General features: G+C 48.1%; 13 protein-coding genes. 2 read left to right on the top strand and 11 right to left on the bottom strand.

The window, feature by feature from the left end; genetic code table 11:
• Window positions 1-8: 8 nt before the first annotated feature.
• The 4 genes from MKX70_RS01825 to MKX70_RS01840 all read right to left on the bottom strand — a co-directional run bounded on the left by MKX70_RS01825 (window position 9) and on the right by MKX70_RS01840 (window position 6,192).
• Entirely contained in the window at window positions 9-968 is a 960-nt protein-coding gene (locus MKX70_RS01825; RefSeq protein WP_340839433.1) for an ABC transporter permease, read from the bottom strand.
• A 118-nt stretch (window positions 969-1,086) separates the two neighbouring features.
• On the bottom strand, window positions 1,087-2,769 hold the full coding sequence (locus MKX70_RS01830) for an ABC transporter substrate-binding protein (protein WP_340839434.1): 1,683 nt from the start codon (window positions 2,767-2,769) through the stop codon (window positions 1,087-1,089).
• 117 nt (window positions 2,770-2,886) lie between these two features.
• Complete coding sequence (locus MKX70_RS01835) at window positions 2,887-4,620, bottom strand: sensor histidine kinase (RefSeq protein ID WP_340839435.1); 1,734 nt, start codon at window positions 4,618-4,620, stop codon at window positions 2,887-2,889.
• A gap of 18 nt (window positions 4,621-4,638) precedes the next feature.
• Window positions 4,639-6,192, bottom strand: coding sequence for a response regulator transcription factor (locus tag MKX70_RS01840; RefSeq protein ID WP_231637875.1), 1,554 nt, complete (start codon window positions 6,190-6,192; stop codon window positions 4,639-4,641).
• A gap of 327 nt (window positions 6,193-6,519) precedes the next feature.
• Between MKX70_RS01840 and MKX70_RS01845 the strand changes: the two genes are divergently transcribed.
• On the top strand, window positions 6,520-7,431 hold the full coding sequence (locus tag MKX70_RS01845; RefSeq protein ID WP_340839436.1) for an SDR family oxidoreductase: 912 nt from the start codon (window positions 6,520-6,522) through the stop codon (window positions 7,429-7,431).
• A 43-nt stretch (window positions 7,432-7,474) separates the two neighbouring features.
• Here MKX70_RS01845 and MKX70_RS01850 read toward each other — a convergent pair whose 3' ends face one another.
• The 4 genes from MKX70_RS01850 to MKX70_RS01865 form a co-directional block, all read right to left on the bottom strand.
• Window positions 7,475-9,199 (bottom strand): ABC transporter ATP-binding protein, encoded by a 1,725-nt coding sequence (locus MKX70_RS01850; RefSeq protein WP_340839437.1) that lies wholly within the window; start codon window positions 9,197-9,199, stop codon window positions 7,475-7,477.
• Entirely contained in the window at window positions 9,196-10,908 is a 1,713-nt protein-coding gene (locus MKX70_RS01855) for an ABC transporter ATP-binding protein (protein ID WP_340839438.1), read from the bottom strand. The genes MKX70_RS01850 and MKX70_RS01855 overlap by 4 nt, the downstream gene beginning before the upstream one ends.
• A gap of 198 nt (window positions 10,909-11,106) precedes the next feature.
• On the bottom strand, window positions 11,107-12,720 hold the full coding sequence (locus MKX70_RS01860) for an ABC transporter permease (protein ID WP_340780993.1): 1,614 nt from the start codon (window positions 12,718-12,720) through the stop codon (window positions 11,107-11,109).
• Window positions 12,721-12,743: 23 nt separating this feature from the next.
• Window positions 12,744-13,625 carry an ABC transporter ATP-binding protein gene (locus MKX70_RS01865; protein WP_340780994.1) on the bottom strand — a complete coding sequence of 294 codons (882 nt, stop codon included), beginning with the start codon at window positions 13,623-13,625 and terminating at the stop codon, window positions 12,744-12,746.
• Window positions 13,626-13,940: 315 nt separating this feature from the next.
• Here MKX70_RS01865 and MKX70_RS01870 point away from each other — a divergent pair, with 315 nt between their 5' ends.
• Complete coding sequence (locus MKX70_RS01870) at window positions 13,941-14,558, top strand: TetR/AcrR family transcriptional regulator (protein WP_042232551.1); 618 nt, start codon at window positions 13,941-13,943, stop codon at window positions 14,556-14,558.
• A 59-nt stretch (window positions 14,559-14,617) separates the two neighbouring features.
• Here the strand turns inward: MKX70_RS01870 and MKX70_RS01875 are convergent, their stop codons facing one another.
• The 3 genes from MKX70_RS01875 to MKX70_RS01885 are packed head-to-tail and all read right to left on the bottom strand — an operon-like array spanning window position 14,618 to window position 18,212.
• The gene (locus MKX70_RS01875) at window positions 14,618-16,306 is read right to left on the bottom strand and encodes a helix-turn-helix domain-containing protein (RefSeq protein ID WP_042232548.1); all 1,689 of its coding nucleotides are present in this window, start codon (window positions 16,304-16,306) and stop codon (window positions 14,618-14,620) included.
• 51 nt (window positions 16,307-16,357) lie between these two features.
• Window positions 16,358-17,134 carry a ferric iron reductase gene (locus MKX70_RS01880; protein ID WP_340839440.1) on the bottom strand — a complete coding sequence of 259 codons (777 nt, stop codon included), beginning with the start codon at window positions 17,132-17,134 and terminating at the stop codon, window positions 16,358-16,360.
• 1 nt (window position 17,135) lies between these two features.
• On the bottom strand, window positions 17,136-18,212 hold the full coding sequence (locus MKX70_RS01885) for an ABC transporter substrate-binding protein (protein WP_340839441.1): 1,077 nt from the start codon (window positions 18,210-18,212) through the stop codon (window positions 17,136-17,138).
• Window positions 18,213-18,374 lie beyond the last annotated feature (162 nt).

The raw sequence follows: 18,374 nt of genomic DNA on the forward strand, positions 1-18,374 counted from the left end.
CCTCCTTTCTAGTACAATCTGCTTTCGCCCATACGCTTGGCGATATTATTGGCTGCGATCAAGAAGATGAAGCTAACCAGCGTTTTGAACATACCCGCTGCGGTGGCAAGCCCGAAGTTATTCATCTGCATCCCGTACTTCAGTACGAAAATATCCAGATTCTCCGAGTAGTCCAAATTCATACCGTTGCCCAGCAGATACTGTGCCTCGAACCCGGACTCCAGAATATGGCCCAGATTCATAATTAGTATCAGCACAATTACCGGTTTGATGCCTGGAAGCGTAATGTAGAACATTCTTTGCAGACGGGAAGCCCCGTCAATCTCGGCCGCTTCATATTGAGACGGGTCGATAGAAGTGATGGCCGCCAGATAAATAATGGTGTTCCAGCCGACATTCTTCCAGACCTCTGTTGCTCCGAGAATTCCCCAGAAGTACTTGCCTTGGCCCAGCCACAGAACCGGATGATCAATAAGCTGCATTTTGACCAGCAGCACATTGATGATCCCTTCCGGTGCCAGTGCCATTTGTACAATATTGGCCGCTACGACCCAGGAAATGAAGTAAGGCAGGTAACTGATCGTCTGCACGGTGCGTTTGAAGAATACATTGCGCAGCTCATTCAGCAGCAGGGCCAGTACGATGGCTGTTACAAATCCGAGAACCAGGTTAATCGAGCTCATGACGAGCGTATTGCGGAGCACACGGTAGAACTGCTGTTCCTGGAACAGGAACTTGAAATTATCCCAGCCGACCCACTTCTGGTCGAACAGATCCTTGGCCGGTTTGAATTTCTGAAAAGCAATCGTCCATCCCCATAGCGGGAGGTATTTGAAGATGATCACCCAGATTAGGAAGGGCAATGACATCAGCATAAGCATTTTCTGTTTAGACAACTCTTTAAAAAAGGTTTTGAAGCGCGAAGTGCCAGTATTTGATTTCGCCAACTGCACAGCGGTTTTTCCCACCAGTACCGTCCCCTTTCCAAGCTCTATATTCTCTCTTTGCTAACAAGTGTAGAAGGGAAAAGTGAAGGCGCTGCTTCACTTTTCCCGGTTCATCATGCTGCAGCTGGGAAGCGGACGCTTACCATTTGCCGTCGATGCGGTCCTTGATCTTGTTAGTCATGAATTCTTCGTAGCCCTTAGCATCGAGCTTGTTGTATTCGGCCAGGTATTCATTCCAGACCTTTTCAAATTGGCCAGAGGCAGCAAGCACCATGCGAGGATAGTACTTCTGCTGTAAATCGCCGGCTCTCTGGCTGAATAGCTGCTCAGGGGAGCCCGGTTCTTTCTCAATACTCCAGGCAGGGTACCATGGACGTTCTACCGGCTTGGCATAGAAGTCGGAGAAGGTCTGTAGGTTATATGCCTTCAGCAGTGTTTTGTCGCCATCTGTGTAGTTGATAGCTGCAACTTCCGGCTGGTTGAACGGAACGTGGGCGTTGCCGTCATCATACACGGAGTTGTCGCCATAACGCGGCCATTCATAATCGAAATAAGCGAAGCCGAATTTACGTTTGAAATCATTGTCGTTGCGGTTTGTCAGCTGTTCTTCGCTCATCACCATACGGCCTTCAGCGTTCTTAGTGTAAGTTTCGCCTTCAACGCCCCACTCTACAAGCTTCTGGTTCTCATCGGTCAGCAGGTTGTCAAAATACTTGATGATGCGGACCGGATCCTTCGCGCTGACAGAGATGCCCAGCCCGCGGTTGTTCACGAAGGACGGAGGATCAACATAAGCGTCTTTAATGCCTTCGTCAAATACGATAGGAAGGGCAACATAACGCAGGTCGTCATTACCGGCGGATCTCAGGTTGTTAGTGGCGTCGTTGATCTGCCAGGAATAGTTGACATATCCGAGTACACGGCCGGAGGTCAGCTTCGCCAGATACTGGTCTTTGTTCGCTGTGAACGTCTCAGGGTCAACCAGACCCTTGCCGTTCATTTCGTTCAATTTGGCCAGCCAGCGCTTCTCATCTTCGGTTCCCTGATACAGCTTGGCTTCATGAGACTCCATGTCCACCAGGACGCCGCCTTCATTCGGATAACCGGCCAGATGCATTGGCTGGTTGGTGATGGTGAAGAATTCACCGGCTGTACCGGCGAAGGTAACGAAGCCGATGGTGTCTTTACCATCAACCTTAGGGTACTTAGCTTGGTATTTCTCAATCAGGTCAAAGTATTGGTCAAGCGTTTTCACTTCCGGGTAACCGAATTCCTTAAGGACGCGTCTCTGCATCCAGAAGGTGCTGCTAGGATCCGGGGGTGACAAGTATCCGTTTACATTTGCAGTGAAGGGAAGGATATAGATGTTGCCGTCTTCATTGGTGATCTTGTTCATGTAGTCGCCGTAGACACGCTTGATGTTAGGGCCATACTTCTCAATCAGATCATTAAGCGGAATGTATGCACCGGCATCGAGCAGCTTGGCCAGCTCGCCGACCGGAGAGATGACATCAGGATAGTCGCCTCCGGCAATCATAACACCGGACTTGGTGCTTCCATCGCCAACTACGTATTCCATTTTCCAGTCTACACCTGTCTGTTCCTGAAGCTTCTTACCGATGGTGGTATCACTGGCCATGGTATCCTTGTTGGCCCCGAAGCCGAAGTAAGTGAATGTTACCGGTTCTGTGCTGACTTCGCTGTTTTCTCCGCCGGACGCGCTGTTCTTTTCCCCTGAGTTGCCGTTTGAGCAGCCAACTACAAGGAGTGCGGAAGCCATAACAACAGCCAGTCCGGTTTGCAACCATTTCTTTGTACGCATTGCATAATCCCCCTTTATGGTGATTTGTCTTGTAAACATTTTCATTATAAAAGAAAGCGCTTAATTTCGTTATATGGCAAACCTTAGATCAGTCTTTGAATAATAAAGAAACAAAACTTATATTTTGTCGAAAGGTAGCCGCAGCAGGACACGTGTTCCTCCTCCAGACTCGCTCTCGATGGTGAAATTGAACGATTCACCATAGTAAATTCTCAGTCGTGTAATGACATTTTTCATGCCGATCGAATCACCCATGGCTGACTCCGCCTCAAAATAATGATGAAGCTCAATAATCTTCTCCTGATCCATCCCCTTGCCATTATCCACGATAACGAAGACGAGTTGACCGTTCTCCTGTGCGATCTGAATGTTGATATATCCGATGCCTGCTATATTTTCAATGCCATGAATACTTGCGTTCTCCACAAATGGAAGAAAAGCCATCTTCGGTATTTCAATGTCCAGCAAGGATTGATCCACCTCGATGTGATAGTCGAGCTTGCTGTCAAAACGGTATTTCTGAATCTCCAGGAAGCTCTCGATTAGCTCAAGCTCCTCACGGATGGTCACGAAGCTGCTCTTCCACTGGATCGATTTGCGGAAGATCTTCGCCATATTCTGAATCGTCCGGGCCGTTTGGGTCTCGCCCTTCATCAGGCTCCGCATTCGGATCGTCTCCAGTGCATTGAACAAAAAGTGTGGGTTAATCTGACTGTGAAGCGCATGCAGCTGTGCCTGACGCTGACGCAGCTCCAGTTCTTTCTTCTGTATTTCCGCTACATATACATCATTGATCAGGTTCTCGATCCGTATGCTCATCCGGTTAAACTCCACGGCAAGCTCACCGACCTCATCCCGTTCCCGGTGATACGGAATCAACTCGAAATTATTGCCCTTTACCGACTTCATGTGCTTCAGAATGCTCTTTATGCGTGTATGGATCGAGCGGGAGATGATTAGGATAACGATGGTAGGCACAATGAAGTTTATCCCCGCAAACCAAAGGATAAATTGCCCCGATTGTCTGACATCAGACAAAATGATCTCTTCATCCAAAACCCCGTATACCGACCATCCAACCAAATAACGGTTGTTTTGATAGGTCTTGCCGATTACGATTGCTTTATTTGGCCTGGGAATCTCATCCAGAGATATAGTCCGTCCTTGAGTGATCAGCTCGCTCGGCTGTCCGCTCGAGAGACGTCCGAAGCGCGCTTGACCGGAGGGGTCCAGAATGTAGAAGTCGCCGCTAAAGCTGGACAAATCCAGAATTTGTTTAATATGATTCATATTCAGATCGATTTTAAGCACATGCTCATAGGTATCGAACCGGCTTTCGGTGAGTCTTTGAATCACGCTGATGCTCTCCGGTGTTACAAAGAGATGCGGATGTGTGTTATTGATCTGGTTATACCAGTCCTTATTCCGCATTTCAGCTTCAAGTCTTATGATATTTCCCGAGGCAAGCACGGTGGGATTGTCGGTCATAATAACGGAGGAGCTGATTATTTTATTCTCCGTGTCGGTACGATTGAACAGATTCGATATAGCATTCAGCGACTCCACATAACGGTCATTAGACACATAGGTGGTGTTTAAATGCTGGAGGAGCTGCCTGTCTATAGAATAGAGGTAGGATATGCCTGCCGCATCCTCAATAACCGTCCTAAGTTCAGCTTGTAAAAGGGTCATTGCCTGTTCTGCGTCCGCTGTCTTCTGATTCTTGATATTCACGGTGGTTACCTGGTAGAACATCACATTGGTCAATATAATTGGGATGAACACGCATACAATGTAGATTACGATCAGCTTGCTTCGAAGCTTCATATGATGCAGGCGAATGTTGAACACAGAAGAGAGCCTCCTTATTTACTGCCCGATCATCCTATTGCGATAATCGGTTGGCGTCATATTCTCCAGCTTTTCAAACTGGGTGGCAAAGTAATCAGCGTTCTGGAAGCCGACCTGCTCAGCGATTTCGTACATGCGTTTCTTCGTTTGCCGCAGCAGCCGCTTGGCCTCTTCGATACGCAGCGATAACAGATATTCGTTGAAATACGTACCGTAAGTTTTACGGAACAGCTGTCCGAGGTAGATCGGATTCATATCGAAATCGGCAGCAATCCCTTTCAAATAGATGTTTTCTCTGTAATGCCCATCAATATATTTTTTGATTTTTTCAATATTGCCTTCGCTCTTACCGCTGCGTTTCTCGGTAATATATTCAGCGGCCTCCCCCACAAAATGCAGGAAAACCTGCTTCAGCTGATTCAGATTGCGGTATTTCACCTGCCAGTTGAGCAGTTCGTCCGTCCAATAGAGATCGTTCTCGTCCCCTTCGAGCTGCCGGATAATGTTAATAATGGAAATCATGCTTCGCCTGATGGTGTTCGAAACCGCCCCGGGAGCAAAATAACGTTCCTGAAACACGTTGAAAATAGTATTAACAACGGAGCTATAGCCTTGTTTGCTGTTGGCTTCGACCTCATAAATGAGCTTGCTGTGCAGTCCTTCTTCAATATCAAAATAATATAAGGGCTGCTCTAGCAGCTCACCTGCCATAAAGATGCCTTGGAAGCCAGCGACAAAACGGTAATTCAGGCATTTCTCGGCACTGGAGGCGGACACATCGATCTGCTTCAGCTGACTTGCTTTATGGCCTATAAACAAAGCAAGGGTCGTTTCAAGCTCTCTCTCCAGCGCATCCAGCATGTTGACATAGTTCCTCTGGTCAGGCACATTCCGCTCATACATCCAGAGTTCAGGTACAATGATCCCATATTGATTATTCGCACGTACATGAATGAGCAAGGTCTGTAGCTCTTTATGAAAATAACGCTGCAGCGATGCCTTCAATGCGGGCATATAGTCCTTTTCGCCATGAGGAAGCTTGTCCTGCATTTCTGCGATGACATACGTATAGGAAGAGGCGAGCGGAAGCTCCAGGGCATAGGCAATCCTCCCCATAACCTCATCATCAGGTTCCGTCTGCAGTAAGCTCTCGATGACAGTTTCGACAAGCGGCTTCTCTCTCGTTATTGATAAAAGCTGCTTCTGATTCAGGGTATGGGCTATCTTTTTCAAAGCAGCAGCAAGCTCCTGCTCATCAACCGGCTTGAGGATATACTCTGAAACATTGTAGCTTAAAGCTTGCTGAGCATACGAGAAATCAGGATATCCGCTTAATATAATGAACAGCGGCTGATGCTCCTTTTCCGTTTGCACCTTCCGGATCAGCTCCAGACCATCAAGCACAGGCATGCGTATATCCACAATGACCAGCTCCGGGGTTAGTTCTTCAATAAGAGCAAGCGCTTGCTCTCCATTCTCAGCTTCACCGCAGATTTCAAATTCCAGCGAACATTCATTCATGATCGTAATCAAGCCTTTTCGCACAAAAATTTCGTCATCCACAATCAGCACCTTATACAATATCCTTCCTCCTTCGATTTCATCTGGTTGTGTATTCATTTATTATGAAATGCATATATATTCTAGCTAATAATTCAAAAAAGCCTCGGCCTGTGACCTTCCCTTCCATTATGGAAGACACAGCTTCACAAGCCAAGACATTTTCATTCACGAGGGTGGCCGTCAGGCCATGTTAGTTGGGGACAGCCTCTTTATTGAACCAGGTTATTGCCGGTAATATCATTGTCAGCAGCAACGAAAACTAAACTATATATGACAATAGATGTCATTCCTATACTCTATAATGAAGCTGTATTCAACAAAGGAGGTAATCACGGAATGAGGAGTTTACAAGGGAAAATTGCTTTAGTAGCCGGAGCTACCAGGGGAGCTGGCCGGGGGATTGCTACCGAGCTAGGGGCAGCTGGCGCAACGGTATATGTGACAGGAAGATCAACGCTAGCCCAACGCTCCGAATATGACCGTCCTGAAACCATAGAAGAAACGGCTGAGCTCGTCACCAGGGCTGGCGGTCATGGAATCCCGGTTCAAGTCGATCATCTGGATCCTGTCCAGGTAGAGACATTGGTGAATCGCATTGAAGAGGAGCAAGGCAGGCTCGACATTCTCGTGAATGATATCTGGGGCGCGGAGAAGATCATCGAATGGAATGTCCCGTTGTGGGAGCATTCCCTAGAGAAGGGTCTGCGGATGTTACGGCTCGCTATTGACACCCACCTCATTACAAGCCATTTCGCGCTCCCTCTTCTGATTAAGAATAAGAATGGTCTGATTGTTGAGATGACGGATGGAATCGCTGAATATAATGCCACAAATTACCGGGTATCGATGTTCTATGATCAGGCCAAAACCTCCGTGACCCGTATGGCCTGGGCTCTTGCCCAGGAGCTTAAGCCCTATGGCTGTACAGCGGTGGCGCTCACGCCAGGCTGGCTTCGTTCAGAAATGATGCTCGAACACTATGGGGTACAAGAAGATAACTGGCGGGATGCTGCTGCCAAAGAGCCTCACTTCATCATCTCGGAATCCCCACGTTATGTAGGCCGGGCCGTCGCTGCGCTTGCTCAAGACCCCGAATTATCCAGATGGAACGGACGGTCCCTTTCAAGCGGGGAGCTGGCGCAAGTCTACGGGTACACAGACCTCGACGGCTCGCAGCCGGATTGCTGGCGTTATATGGTCGAGGTCGTAGATGCCGGTAAACCGGCGGATGCTGAAGGATACAGATAAAATGCAAAAACCCGGGCGCTGAAGGCGTCCGGGTCTCCTTAGATCATCCTGCCCTATACTGATTCTGAAACAGCAAATCATAAGCTTCATTCCGGTTAAACAGGTTCTCATGGGTATCGAAGGCTGCGACCCTGCCGGCTTGCAGAACCATTACTTTGTCGCAGTCCAGAATGGAAGATAGACGGTGAGCAATGGAGATCATGGTTTTCCCTGAGGAAAGGGACTTGAGTTCTGCAATGATGTCACTCTCGTTCTCGCTGTCCAGCGCACTTGTGCTTTCGTCAAAAATAATGATGTCCCTGTCCTGTAACAAAGCACGCGCAATCGATAACCGCTGTCTCTGGCCTCCGGAGAGCTTCACACCCTTCTCTCCAATAATCGTATCCAATTGATCCGGCAAGGTGACAATGAAATCATATATACTCGCCCTGCGGCAGCACTCTATCAATGCCGCGTCGGTTGCCCCGGCCTTGGCCAGCAACAGGTTGTCTCTGATCGACATATTGAACAGGACGGGTTCCTGCACAACAATACTCACTTTATCGGACACACTCTCACTGTTCACCGAAGAGATATCTGTGCCGCCAATGCTTACCGTTCCCTCTTGCGGTTCCAGCTGCCCTGTCAGCAGCTTGGCGATGGTGGATTTGCCGCTGCCGCTTTGACCAACGATCGCCAGATGCTCCCCCTTACCCACAGAGAATGATATACTCTCAAGCGCAAATGAATCGTTCCCCTCATAGGTGAATTTCAGCTGGTCAACATTGATATCTGTTCCTTCAATCTTCTTATAAGGCTTCTTAGCTGCTTCTATATTTAGAATCCCGATCACTTTACCGATACTCACCGAGTCATTCTTGAAGTTCATCATGGAATTACTAATGTTCTCGATGTATCCGAAGAACTGCCCGTAAAAGCTGATAAATACAAGCAGCACACCAACCTCCGAGTAGCCTTTGATGACAAATAATCCGCCGATAAAATAGATGAACAGCTGGGTAATGAAATTCTTGGTGAAGAACGAATAGGTAATCCCCAGATGCATATAGAGCTGGTTAAGAAACCAGACATGCCTGATCTTCTTATAATGTCCGTTTAATTCAGCAAATTGAGCATCTTCAAGGTTGTTGGTCTTGATATCCTTCCAGTTTTGAAAACTCGTGTGCAGGAAGGTCTCGTATTGAATTTGCAGTGCCCATAGTTCCTCTCCGGTATGCTTCGCTTTCCCTCCCAGAAAATTAACCGTTACCAAAGAGACCGGAACAAAAATAAAACTAATGAGTGCGATCCGCCAGTCATAGCACAGTAAAATCACTGCCAGTGCAAAAGCGTAAACAACAGCGTAGATAAAATCTAAGACATGCGTCTCGAAAAATTTTCCGGCAATTGTTGAATCGTTCTCAATCCGGCTTCTAACATCGCCAATACTATATTGGCTATAGTCAGCGTTATCGAGGCTGATGAGCTTTTTGAGCAGCTTATTCTTGATTCTCAGATCATATTTCAGGATTAACTGGTTGGAAAACTGCTTACTGACGGCAATCCCGGTTGTAGTAAGCAGGAAAACCACCAGATACCCGCCGATGATTAGCCAAAGCTCATTCAACTGCTTATCTACCAAAACGCGGTTAACCAATAACGAGTACAAGAACAGGGGGATCAGCCCGAATACTAAGCTCCATATCTTGAACATCCCCAGCGCAAGGAGCGGTTTTCGGATACCGTCTATATCCCGGGTTAAGGCCTTATAGGTGTCCCATCGTTTCATACTGCTTCCCCTCCTGCATACTGTTCACTGAATAAGTCTATGTATGTTGGATTGCTCGTAATCAGTACGTCGTGAGTATCGTAGCCTTTGACAACACCGTCTGCTAACACCGCGATTCTATCACAGCTCTGGATGGTGGAGAACCGGTGGGCGATGATGATCAGCGTCCGGTCCTGCGAAAGCTCACGCATTACTTTCCGGATCAGCGCTTCGTTCCGGCTGTCGAGGAAGGATGTAGCTTCGTCGAAGATCAGAATCCTCGGATTCTTGACTAATATCCTGGCGATTGCCAGACGCTGCTTCTGCCCGCCGGATAATTCCTGCCCGCCCGTCCCCAGCAGAGTGTCCAGCCCATCCGGGAAGGTCATGACCACATCATACAGAGCAGCTTTTTTAATCGCTTCCATTAAGGCTTCATCATTGTCCTTGCTGTTTGTAAATGAAAGATTGTAACGCAGGGTCTGATCATACAGAATCGTCTCCTGATGGACAATCCCCACCTGGCTCCGCAAGCTATGCAGGTTATAGTCATTAACGTTCACACCGTCGATCAGAAGCTCGCCGCTGTCCACGTGATATAGATTGTAGAGCAGGTTGCTCATCGTTGTTTTACCCGCTCCACTCCTACCGACAATACCGATCGTACTGCCTGCATCGACACAGAGATTGAACCCGTTCAGAACCTGTCTGTCTTCGCTGTATCCAAAGGTGACATTATTAAATTCAATCATGCCCTCTTTTATACGCTGCGGAGGCTGGTTTTCCTGGTAATCCTCTTCCTCCTCATTCAGAATATCCACGACTCGCTGCAGGGAGACGATTTGCCCCCAGACATCGGTAATTTTACCGTTAATGGAGCTGAAGTAATTCACGGCCATATTGAAATAGCTTATGGCGGCTACAAAGACGCCAAGCTGCATTTGGCCTTTCACAATGAAATAGGCGCAGATCATAAATATGAGCAATTGTGCGGCAAGCGTGATGAATGCATTCACCCTTTCTGTGGTCACTTCGATTCTTCCGTTTTCCACATTCATTTTATTAATGGCAGCCGTTTTGCTTAGATAAGTGTTTGTTACCTTTTTACCTGCGCTAAGGATTTTGACGTCCTGCAGATTCTTCACAATTTCGAATACATACGAGGATAGCTTCCCCTGCTCCGCCCGAAGCTTCTTGTTGACCTGTTGCGCTCTGGTCTTGAAAACTTTCGAGGCGAGAAACACGGTGGGAACCAGAACGACTGTAAACGCACCCAGCAGTACATTGTAGTAAAACATAAAACAGACAGCGAATAGGATATGCAGCAAGTTGGAGTATCCCCACAGTCCGCTCCAGAAGACGAGATTCATAATATCCGTAGCATCGTGGTTCATCCGGCTGATTAGATCCCCGCTGTACATCCCGGAGAGGTCTTTGCCTTTTTTATGTAATATCTTGTTGAACAGAGCCCGCCGGATATCGAAGACAAACCCCGTCATCAGCTGTGACGAAATAAGATTGTTTAACGTCGCAACGACAAACTGATTGAACAAGAGTATACCGGCATAGATCAGACATAGATTCAAGAAGGCACTCATGTCTTTATCATAAAAAGCGATATTGATCATCTTCCCGCCCAGGAACGGATAAATCAGGTTGACCATCGTCATCAATGTTGTGATCAGGAACCCGCATAGAAAAACCCATTTGTGCATCCGCATAAATTTCATGACCCATCGCCTTTTTGTCATAGACCCACGCAGCCCCTTCCATATATTCACAAAAGGTATTGTAGCACAAACGTTCGTATATGCGAATGATGATTTCCATTGCGGAACCATGACCAATTGATTAAAGATGTACCACGCAAAAAAAAGACACGAGTCCATTCGTGTCTTTTAGCTTTGAATTCCTGTAGCGGTAAGCGGTTAAGCCCCTTCAACCATATCCCGTTTGCGATATCCCATATAGCCCAATCCCATTAAGGCCATGCTAATCACTGTCATCGTAATAAAGACTACTCCATCAAACTTATCTACCGGCATCCGCGGAATCCAACTTTGAACGGCTGTACTAGAGAACCATTCCGGTAAATCCAGAATCCCGCCAAAGTAGTTCAAGGCGAAAGAATAACCAAGATAGGCATAAATAGCTTTGCCCAGTTTTGGTGCCCAGCCTAAAGTCAAAGCTGCTAGTCCGGTAAAGAACAACACAGACGGCAGGAAGTTATAGCCTGCAGCCAAGAAGTCCACTATATTCATGGATGAGCTGTCACCCATTGCAGAAATCGCTGTGCCCCCAAGACCGGCTGAAGCCAGCAGAACGCCCACTAATCCAGCAATAATTGCCATAATGACACTCGTCCAATAGAGCTGAGCCCGGGTCACTTTGGTTGAATATATCTGGCTCAAATGCAGTCGTGATTCTTCCGCAAACAGTTTATTAACGATGGCAATGGGTAAAATAGAAACCATTCCAATCATTACCATCATAATTGTTCCAGTAAACGATGCTTCGATTGAAACTCCTGCTATCGTAAACATTTGACTCATCATTTCATTGCTACTAAGGAAGGTCTGCATATCTCCATAAATCGAACCATAGGCGGCACCCATAATTACAAAGGCAATCAGCCAGCTAATGATAATGCCTTTGTTAAGCTTCATAAACAAGCCGGGTACGGACAACAATGACTTTTTTGCTGCCTCACGCCCTTCTCTTTCCGGTAAATATCCAGCCCCCATATCCCGGCCGCCCTCAAGGGCAAAAGCAAGAATCAATACAATGACACTGAAGGCTACGGCCAGAATTAGGGGAACCCAATTGTTGTCTGTAAATGGATAAGTCAGATAGGTCCAACCCATAGGATTGATCATTGAGAATTCAACATTCGATACATCCGTACCCGCACGAATAATGTAGAGTAGACCTACAATTCCCAGCGAAGAACCCGTTGCTCCGGAGGAGGTGGGCATAATTTGTGCCATAACTAATGCAATCACAGCTCCCAAAATACCAGCGATCCCGATGGATGCCCCAAACAAGAAGGATCCCCCGGCCGAAATCGTATCTGCACCAAAGCTAGTCATAACCCCGCCAATAAGGAGTGCCAATACAATATTGATAAGCACTACTTCGGCAATCACAGCAAACGAGTTAGCTTGACGGCCTACTTGAAAGGAGCGCACCAGTTCAGTAAGTCCGTACTCTTCTTCTTTACGGGTATGGCTCACAACATGCAAGGCAGCTATAATCATCGCAAACAAACCGCAGAATAACAACATTTCGTGCGCATACATTGCACCCAAGGTATAACCCGCTGCGGTATCAACCGGTGTCGGCCCAACCATTGAGATCATGGCGGGATTCTGCAAGGTCTCATACATCCCCTGCAAACCTTGCCCCTTGCCGATTTCTTCAAACGCCGGAACATAACCTGCTGAAAATAAACCCAGGCCTATAATCCAGATCATTATTTTTTTCCAATCACGTTTCAGATATAGCATGAATAGTACATTCCAGCGTGCAAATTTTTCTTTCATCGCATGTTCCTCCGTTCCAACTCTTAGACTTCATAATGCCGCATGAATAAGTCTTCCAGCGTTGGCGGTACAGCTTCAAACCTCTTCACACCCAATGTTGCCGCTCTAGTCAATATGTCATTGATATATTCATTATCCGCAGAGAATGTCGCCTGATTGCCTGTATGCTTAAAGTCATGGACACCGTTAACTGATGCCATCTCAACTACATCCCCCTCGGTTACGAGAGTCACTGTAGAACGGGTCAGGTGACGCAATTCATCCAATGTCCCGGTTTCAACAACCTTTCCTTGACGAATGATAACTACCTTATCTGCTAAACGTTCCACTTCACTCAAAATATGAGAGGATAATAAGATTGCTTTCCCTGTATGCTTAATTTTCTCAACCTCATCTTGGAAGACCGCTTCCATCAACGGGTCAAGACCAGAAGTCGGTTCATCGAAAATATACAAATCGGAGTCAACGGATAAAGCCGCAATCAAGCCAACCTTTTGCCGGTTCCCTTTTGAATAGCCTTTAGCCTTCTTCTTAGGATCGAGTTCAAAACGTTGAATCAAATAATCACGCTTCTCCTTGTCTCCTCCACCATGTAGCTTAATAAACAGATCAATAATTTCGCCGCCTGTTAAGGTGCCCCACAGAGCCACATCCCCTGGAACATAGGATATCCGCTTATGAATCTCCAGGCTATCCTTCCATACATCCTTGCCAAAGATCTTCACATCCCCGGCATCACGATTGATAATTCCCAGCAAAGTCCGAATCGTTGTTGACTTACCTGCGCCATTCGGCCCAATAAAGCCCACAACCTCCCCGGCATTTACTGTGAATGTCACATCATGCAGTGCCTTGAATTTCCCGAACTTTTTTTGCAGGCCTTGCACATTCACAATTTTATCCATAGCACTAAAACTCCTTTTAAACAGTTTTAGTAACGTGCTTTCCAGTCTAAAGCAAAGTTTCAGATTAATATGAACTATTAACAGCATTAAAGTTCATAATTTTCTAATTTACCCTTTGTTTTAAACCAAAGTTCATTTACATATTCAGTTATATCTCTTTTTATAGACCTAGTCAATTTAAAAATCGTTAGTTTAGAACTATTGCATGCTTGATAACCCATAACTATGGATATATAATATATAGGAAAGAAAAATATGAACTGAATCACCTCAAAACATTTTTTACTCACTTCAGATAGAAGGCAGGAATGATAAATGAATGGTTTCGAAAAGAGGACACAGGAGAAGAAAAATCAAGTATTAGAAGCAACCTTTAACTTAATGAATACAGATGCCGGTATAGAAAAAGTAACAATGGATGAGATTGCTGAAAATTCCAACGTTGGAAAAACAACGATTTTTAAATATTTCGGGAGTAAAGAAAATCTGATCCATGAGGTTTTTAAGTATTTTTTGAATAAAATGGGGGAAGTCGCCCGGGGAATCATGGCCGAAAATAAACCCTTCGAAGAGACCCTCATTGCCATGAGTCAAAACAAAATCCATTATCTGGACAAAATCAACAAAAAGTTTTATTTAGACCTGATGGATTACTTCACCAAGAAGGGGGATGATGGCTTATCTTTGCTGATGCAGCAATACGCTAAGGAAAGCTTTAATATCATGCTGGATTTATTCCACCGCGGACGTAAAGAAGGCAAGGTTGATCTGAAATATTCAGATGAATTTCTTTTGATTTATTTCCAGGCCTTAGTTGAAGGGATCTCCAGCCCTCATATCTACGACAAGATCATTCCTTATACCGCCCAATGGACGGAATTGATGATTAAAGGTATTGCACCAAGTCCCCCGTCCGGGTCAGCCTATAAATAAGACAAACCGCCAATCGGTATAATTAAAAACGCCGCTCAATTAAGAACTATTGGCACCGCTCAGGCCAGCAAGGCGCGGGCTACCTGGTCCACAATGCAATTGATGCCTGTCGGTCCATAGCAGCCGATCCATGTAGCGGCATCCACCGGGTATATATGCTGCCGTTCATCTGCATCCAGCAATCCCCGGACGTTCTGCTCGGTCACAGCTATGTCATCCTGCAGCATCTCGTTGCTTAGCCAAAAGTAGTGGCTGGCATGCACAGCCGGTAGCCTATCGACGGAAATATGATACGCCGTGTCGGAGGTATCTGCGACAAATAGCGGAGCAGGCAGACCCAGGTCCCGGTACAGCACGGCGCCCGTGCGGTGCGAAGCCGTATGTACCCGGACCAGTGACTCCCGCGGGCGGATCAGAGCCACGCTTTTGCCTGCCAGCACCGGGGCAAGCTCTTCTGAGAGCAATGCCGTGCGGCGAAGGTAATCGGCAATAATACGTTCCGCCTCGGCCCGCTTGCCCGTCAGTTCACCAAGCAGGCTCAGAATCGTCTGCCAGCTCTCATTGCGCCGAAACATGATAGTGGGAGCAATCCGGCTTAAGCGTTCATAATGCTGATCGTGCACCTCAGTACAGATAATCAAATCCGGCTGCAGCCGTTCCACAGCCTGCAGGTCCGGATACTCGTAGGTTCCGAGCATTTCCGTTGCCTTAAGCCTTTCCCTGATATATTGGGGGAATTTCAACACTGCACCGCCCAATCCTACACTTCCTGCGGGTGACAGCTCAAGGGCAAGCAAATGATCAGCATATTGGACATCGAGTACAGCGATACGCTGCGGAGAAGCAATGACGTTATATTCGCCCCGCATATGGCCGATCACGGGGTCCGGCAGCCCGGAATAAGCAGCGCCTGCACCGGGCCCTGAAGCGGCAGTCCGCCTGTAGAGCTGCGGGGGGACTCCATAATATTTCTTGAACGCCCTGCTGAAGTAATACATGTCGCGGTAGCCTGTTCTTTCAGCGATTTCGCCGATAGGAGCATCCGTATGACGCAGCATCCGCTCTGCGCTCTCCATCCGCAGCCGGATCACATATTCCATCGGGCCGAGCAGCTTCTCCTGCTTGAACCTCCGCTGCAGCTGTCTTGCACCGCATCCGGCAAGCGCAGCCAGCTCTTTAAGCTCCAGCTCCTGACGATAATGCCCCGCTATATAGGCAGCAACAACCTCCACCATGTCCGGCTCCCCGCCGCCCTGACCGCGTTCATGCTCCATAATAAGCTCGTACAGCATTCCTTGCAGTAGCGCATTGGCATGGAACCGTTCCAGCCCTTCTCCCCGGCTCCATTTGGCTGCGAGCTTGTCTGCTGTCTGATGCAGTTCTGCCGGATGCGCGGGATGATGAACAAACGAAGTGCGCAGCGGGTGGCTCTGCTGCGGGAACAGTACACGGGCCGCTCCCGCCATTGGAACAGCCTTGTAGATAATAACGGTATAATGAATGTTCTCCGGTCCGGCAGTCATCGTAAATGCCGACCCCTTGACAGCGTGGCAGACAAAAGAGGCCTGGATATGGCGAACCTCGCCATTGATCACAAGCCTCCCTTCCCCGCCGCCTGCCAGTAACAACAGATTGGCTGACAATTTCGTTTCGCTCAGAACACCGCCGGGCGGCAAAGTACCGCTGCGTACGTTAAGCGTCTTGATCGCCGTATCACTCCATAAACTTGCCTGCTCCTGCAGCGGCATTTCTCTCATCTCCTGACAATAGCATCCTCTGCTAAACGGACGTGCTTGTTGTCATTTTAATTGAGATTCATTCTCATTGTCAATTTTCGGGCATTTCCTGCAATACTCCCCTGACATCCGGGAATAGAAGCAGCAGGTGATGCGTTTGTTCTTCGCCGCCGGAATCTCGTCCTTGTTCTCTATGAACGGGGTAAACGGATTGCGTCTTGTACCAAACAACTTCCCGGGGGCCGTCCGGGTCAGAAAAGCAAAATCGGCTTGCAGCCGCTGCCTGTCTTGCCCGGATTCCTCAGCTCCAGGAGAATATAGCGGGGCAATGCGCACCATAATATTCTCCCAAAGCACCGCCATCGGGACGGGTCCTATGGCGGCAAGCGTCTGCAGCAGCGGGGCAAGCCGAACCGCAAAATTCTCCTCTATAACCGCCTCCCGCCACGCTTCCCTGTCTTCCGGTGGTGATGCTGATCGAACCCCGCTCACCGCCAGGAAAGGAAACTGCGTATCCCCTTTAAACTCAGGGGAAGCCGGATGATAGAGGAAGCTATTGTCCAGCGGGAAGGAGACCTCCCGGTTATGAAAGGTCATCGCAGTCAGCAACGGCGCGATCCACAGATAGCCGATCCGCTTAGCCAGCATGGAAGCCGCAACCTGCATGTCCGGCGCGCCAATATAATCCTTAAGCCAGCTTACATACTCGCGGCATGCCGCTTCTTCCTGCAGCTGGCCCAGAGCAAGGGTGCGGACGCTGTCTTTAGGCGGACCGCCCATCCACAGGCGGTATTCCTCCGCCATGTCCTTCCATGAGGCCGACGACAGATAGTTGTCCATTTCAATGCGTTCCCAGCAGTGCTTCCGAGGCCTGATCTACAATAATATTGAGCGCAATAGGGCCATAGTAAGCGATCCAGAGCGTTGAATTCACGTCATAGGCACGGTTATTCTTGACGGCATCAAGCGATTTCCAGACCGGACTGCCCGCCAGAGCCTCTGCCTCTTTGGCGAACAAATCATCCGACAGCAGGAAATAATGATCAGCTCCGACATCAGCAACTGTCTCCATCGAAATTTCAACGGAGGTGTCATCTTTAATCTCCTGAACGAAGGCCGGGACATTTAACCCCAAATCCTCATAAAGAATACTTCCGGTCCGGTGTTCGGGACCATGTACACGGATACCCTCCGGTCTCGGACGAATCAGCGCTATGGTTTCATCGCCCAGCTTCGCCGCCAGCTGCTCCCGCAGTCCGGTGATTTTGTCCCCGTAAGCCTGCCGCACCAACTCTGCCTCCGCCTGCTTACCTGTTATCGTACCGATGACAGCCAGCGTATCCCGCCAATCCTCGTAGAAATCGAGCACCACTGTAGGCGCAATTTGGCTGACGCTGTCATATACCTCCTCCTGAAAGTCGGTCATCAATATAAGATCCGGATTCAGCGCCACAATTGCCTCAAGATTGGGCTCATCCCGTGTGCCAAGGACCTTCACATCCCCCAATTGGGCGTTTAAATATTCCGGAAATTCATCCTTCGTCCCAGCCACAACGCTGCCCGCCGGGCGCTCACCCACTGCTATCAATTGATCGACGAATTTCACATCAAGCGCAGCAATCACCTTCGGCTTCTCCGTCAGTGTATATTCGCCCTTCAGGTGTGAGATCGTTACCGGAAAAGCTGCAGCAGCCTGCGCCTCCGGCGACGACTGAGCCTCTGTATCCAGTGGCGCAGACGGCTCGGCTGAGGCTGAAGCTACAGCCGACGGCTGTGCGGCTGTGCCTCCATTAGTGTCTCCTCCAGTGCCGCATGCCGTCAGCACAAGTAACAGTGCCAGCATCCATACCAATAATAGTCCTGATTTCTGAGCGGCGTATATCCTGCTGCCGGTTGTCTGCCTCTTTGCTGCCTTCATGCTGACTCCCCCTTTTATGTGATAATGATTTTCATTATCATATTTGTAAAGTGAGTATAATCGATCTGCCTGCTCCGTTTCCATGTACTTTTGCGACATTGCAGCCGGATTAATGCGACATTGTGTTTCATAGCAGCCCGGATATCCAATCTCTGCTCACTT

This window comes from Paenibacillus sp. FSL R7-0312, from assembly GCF_038004445.1.
Classification (GTDB): domain Bacteria; phylum Bacillota; class Bacilli; order Paenibacillales; family Paenibacillaceae; genus Paenibacillus_AQ.

Bases quoted from the DNA above. Each gene is read 5' to 3' on its own strand.
- MKX70_RS01865 (WP_340780994.1), bottom strand. From the start codon at position 13,625: ATGGATAAAATTGTGAATGTGCAAGGCCTGCAAAAAAAGTTCGGGAAA.
- MKX70_RS01885 (WP_340839441.1), bottom strand. From the start codon at position 18,212: ATGAAGGCAGCAAAGAGGCAGACAACCGGCAGCAGGATATACGCCGCT.
- MKX70_RS01870 (WP_042232551.1), top strand. From the start codon at position 13,941: ATGAATGGTTTCGAAAAGAGGACACAGGAGAAGAAAAATCAAGTATTA.
- MKX70_RS01830 (WP_340839434.1), bottom strand. From the start codon at position 2,769: ATGCGTACAAAGAAATGGTTGCAAACCGGACTGGCTGTTGTTATGGCT.
- MKX70_RS01850 (WP_340839437.1), bottom strand. From the start codon at position 9,199: ATGAAACGATGGGACACCTATAAGGCCTTAACCCGGGATATAGACGGT.
- MKX70_RS01880 (WP_340839440.1), bottom strand. From the start codon at position 17,134: ATGGACAACTATCTGTCGTCGGCCTCATGGAAGGACATGGCGGAGGAA.
- MKX70_RS01845 (WP_340839436.1), top strand. From the start codon at position 6,520: ATGAGGAGTTTACAAGGGAAAATTGCTTTAGTAGCCGGAGCTACCAGG.
- MKX70_RS01860 (WP_340780993.1), bottom strand. From the start codon at position 12,720: ATGAAAGAAAAATTTGCACGCTGGAATGTACTATTCATGCTATATCTG.
- MKX70_RS01855 (WP_340839438.1), bottom strand. From the start codon at position 10,908: ATGAAATTTATGCGGATGCACAAATGGGTTTTTCTATGCGGGTTCCTG.
- MKX70_RS01875 (WP_042232548.1), bottom strand. From the start codon at position 16,306: ATGCCGCTGCAGGAGCAGGCAAGTTTATGGAGTGATACGGCGATCAAG.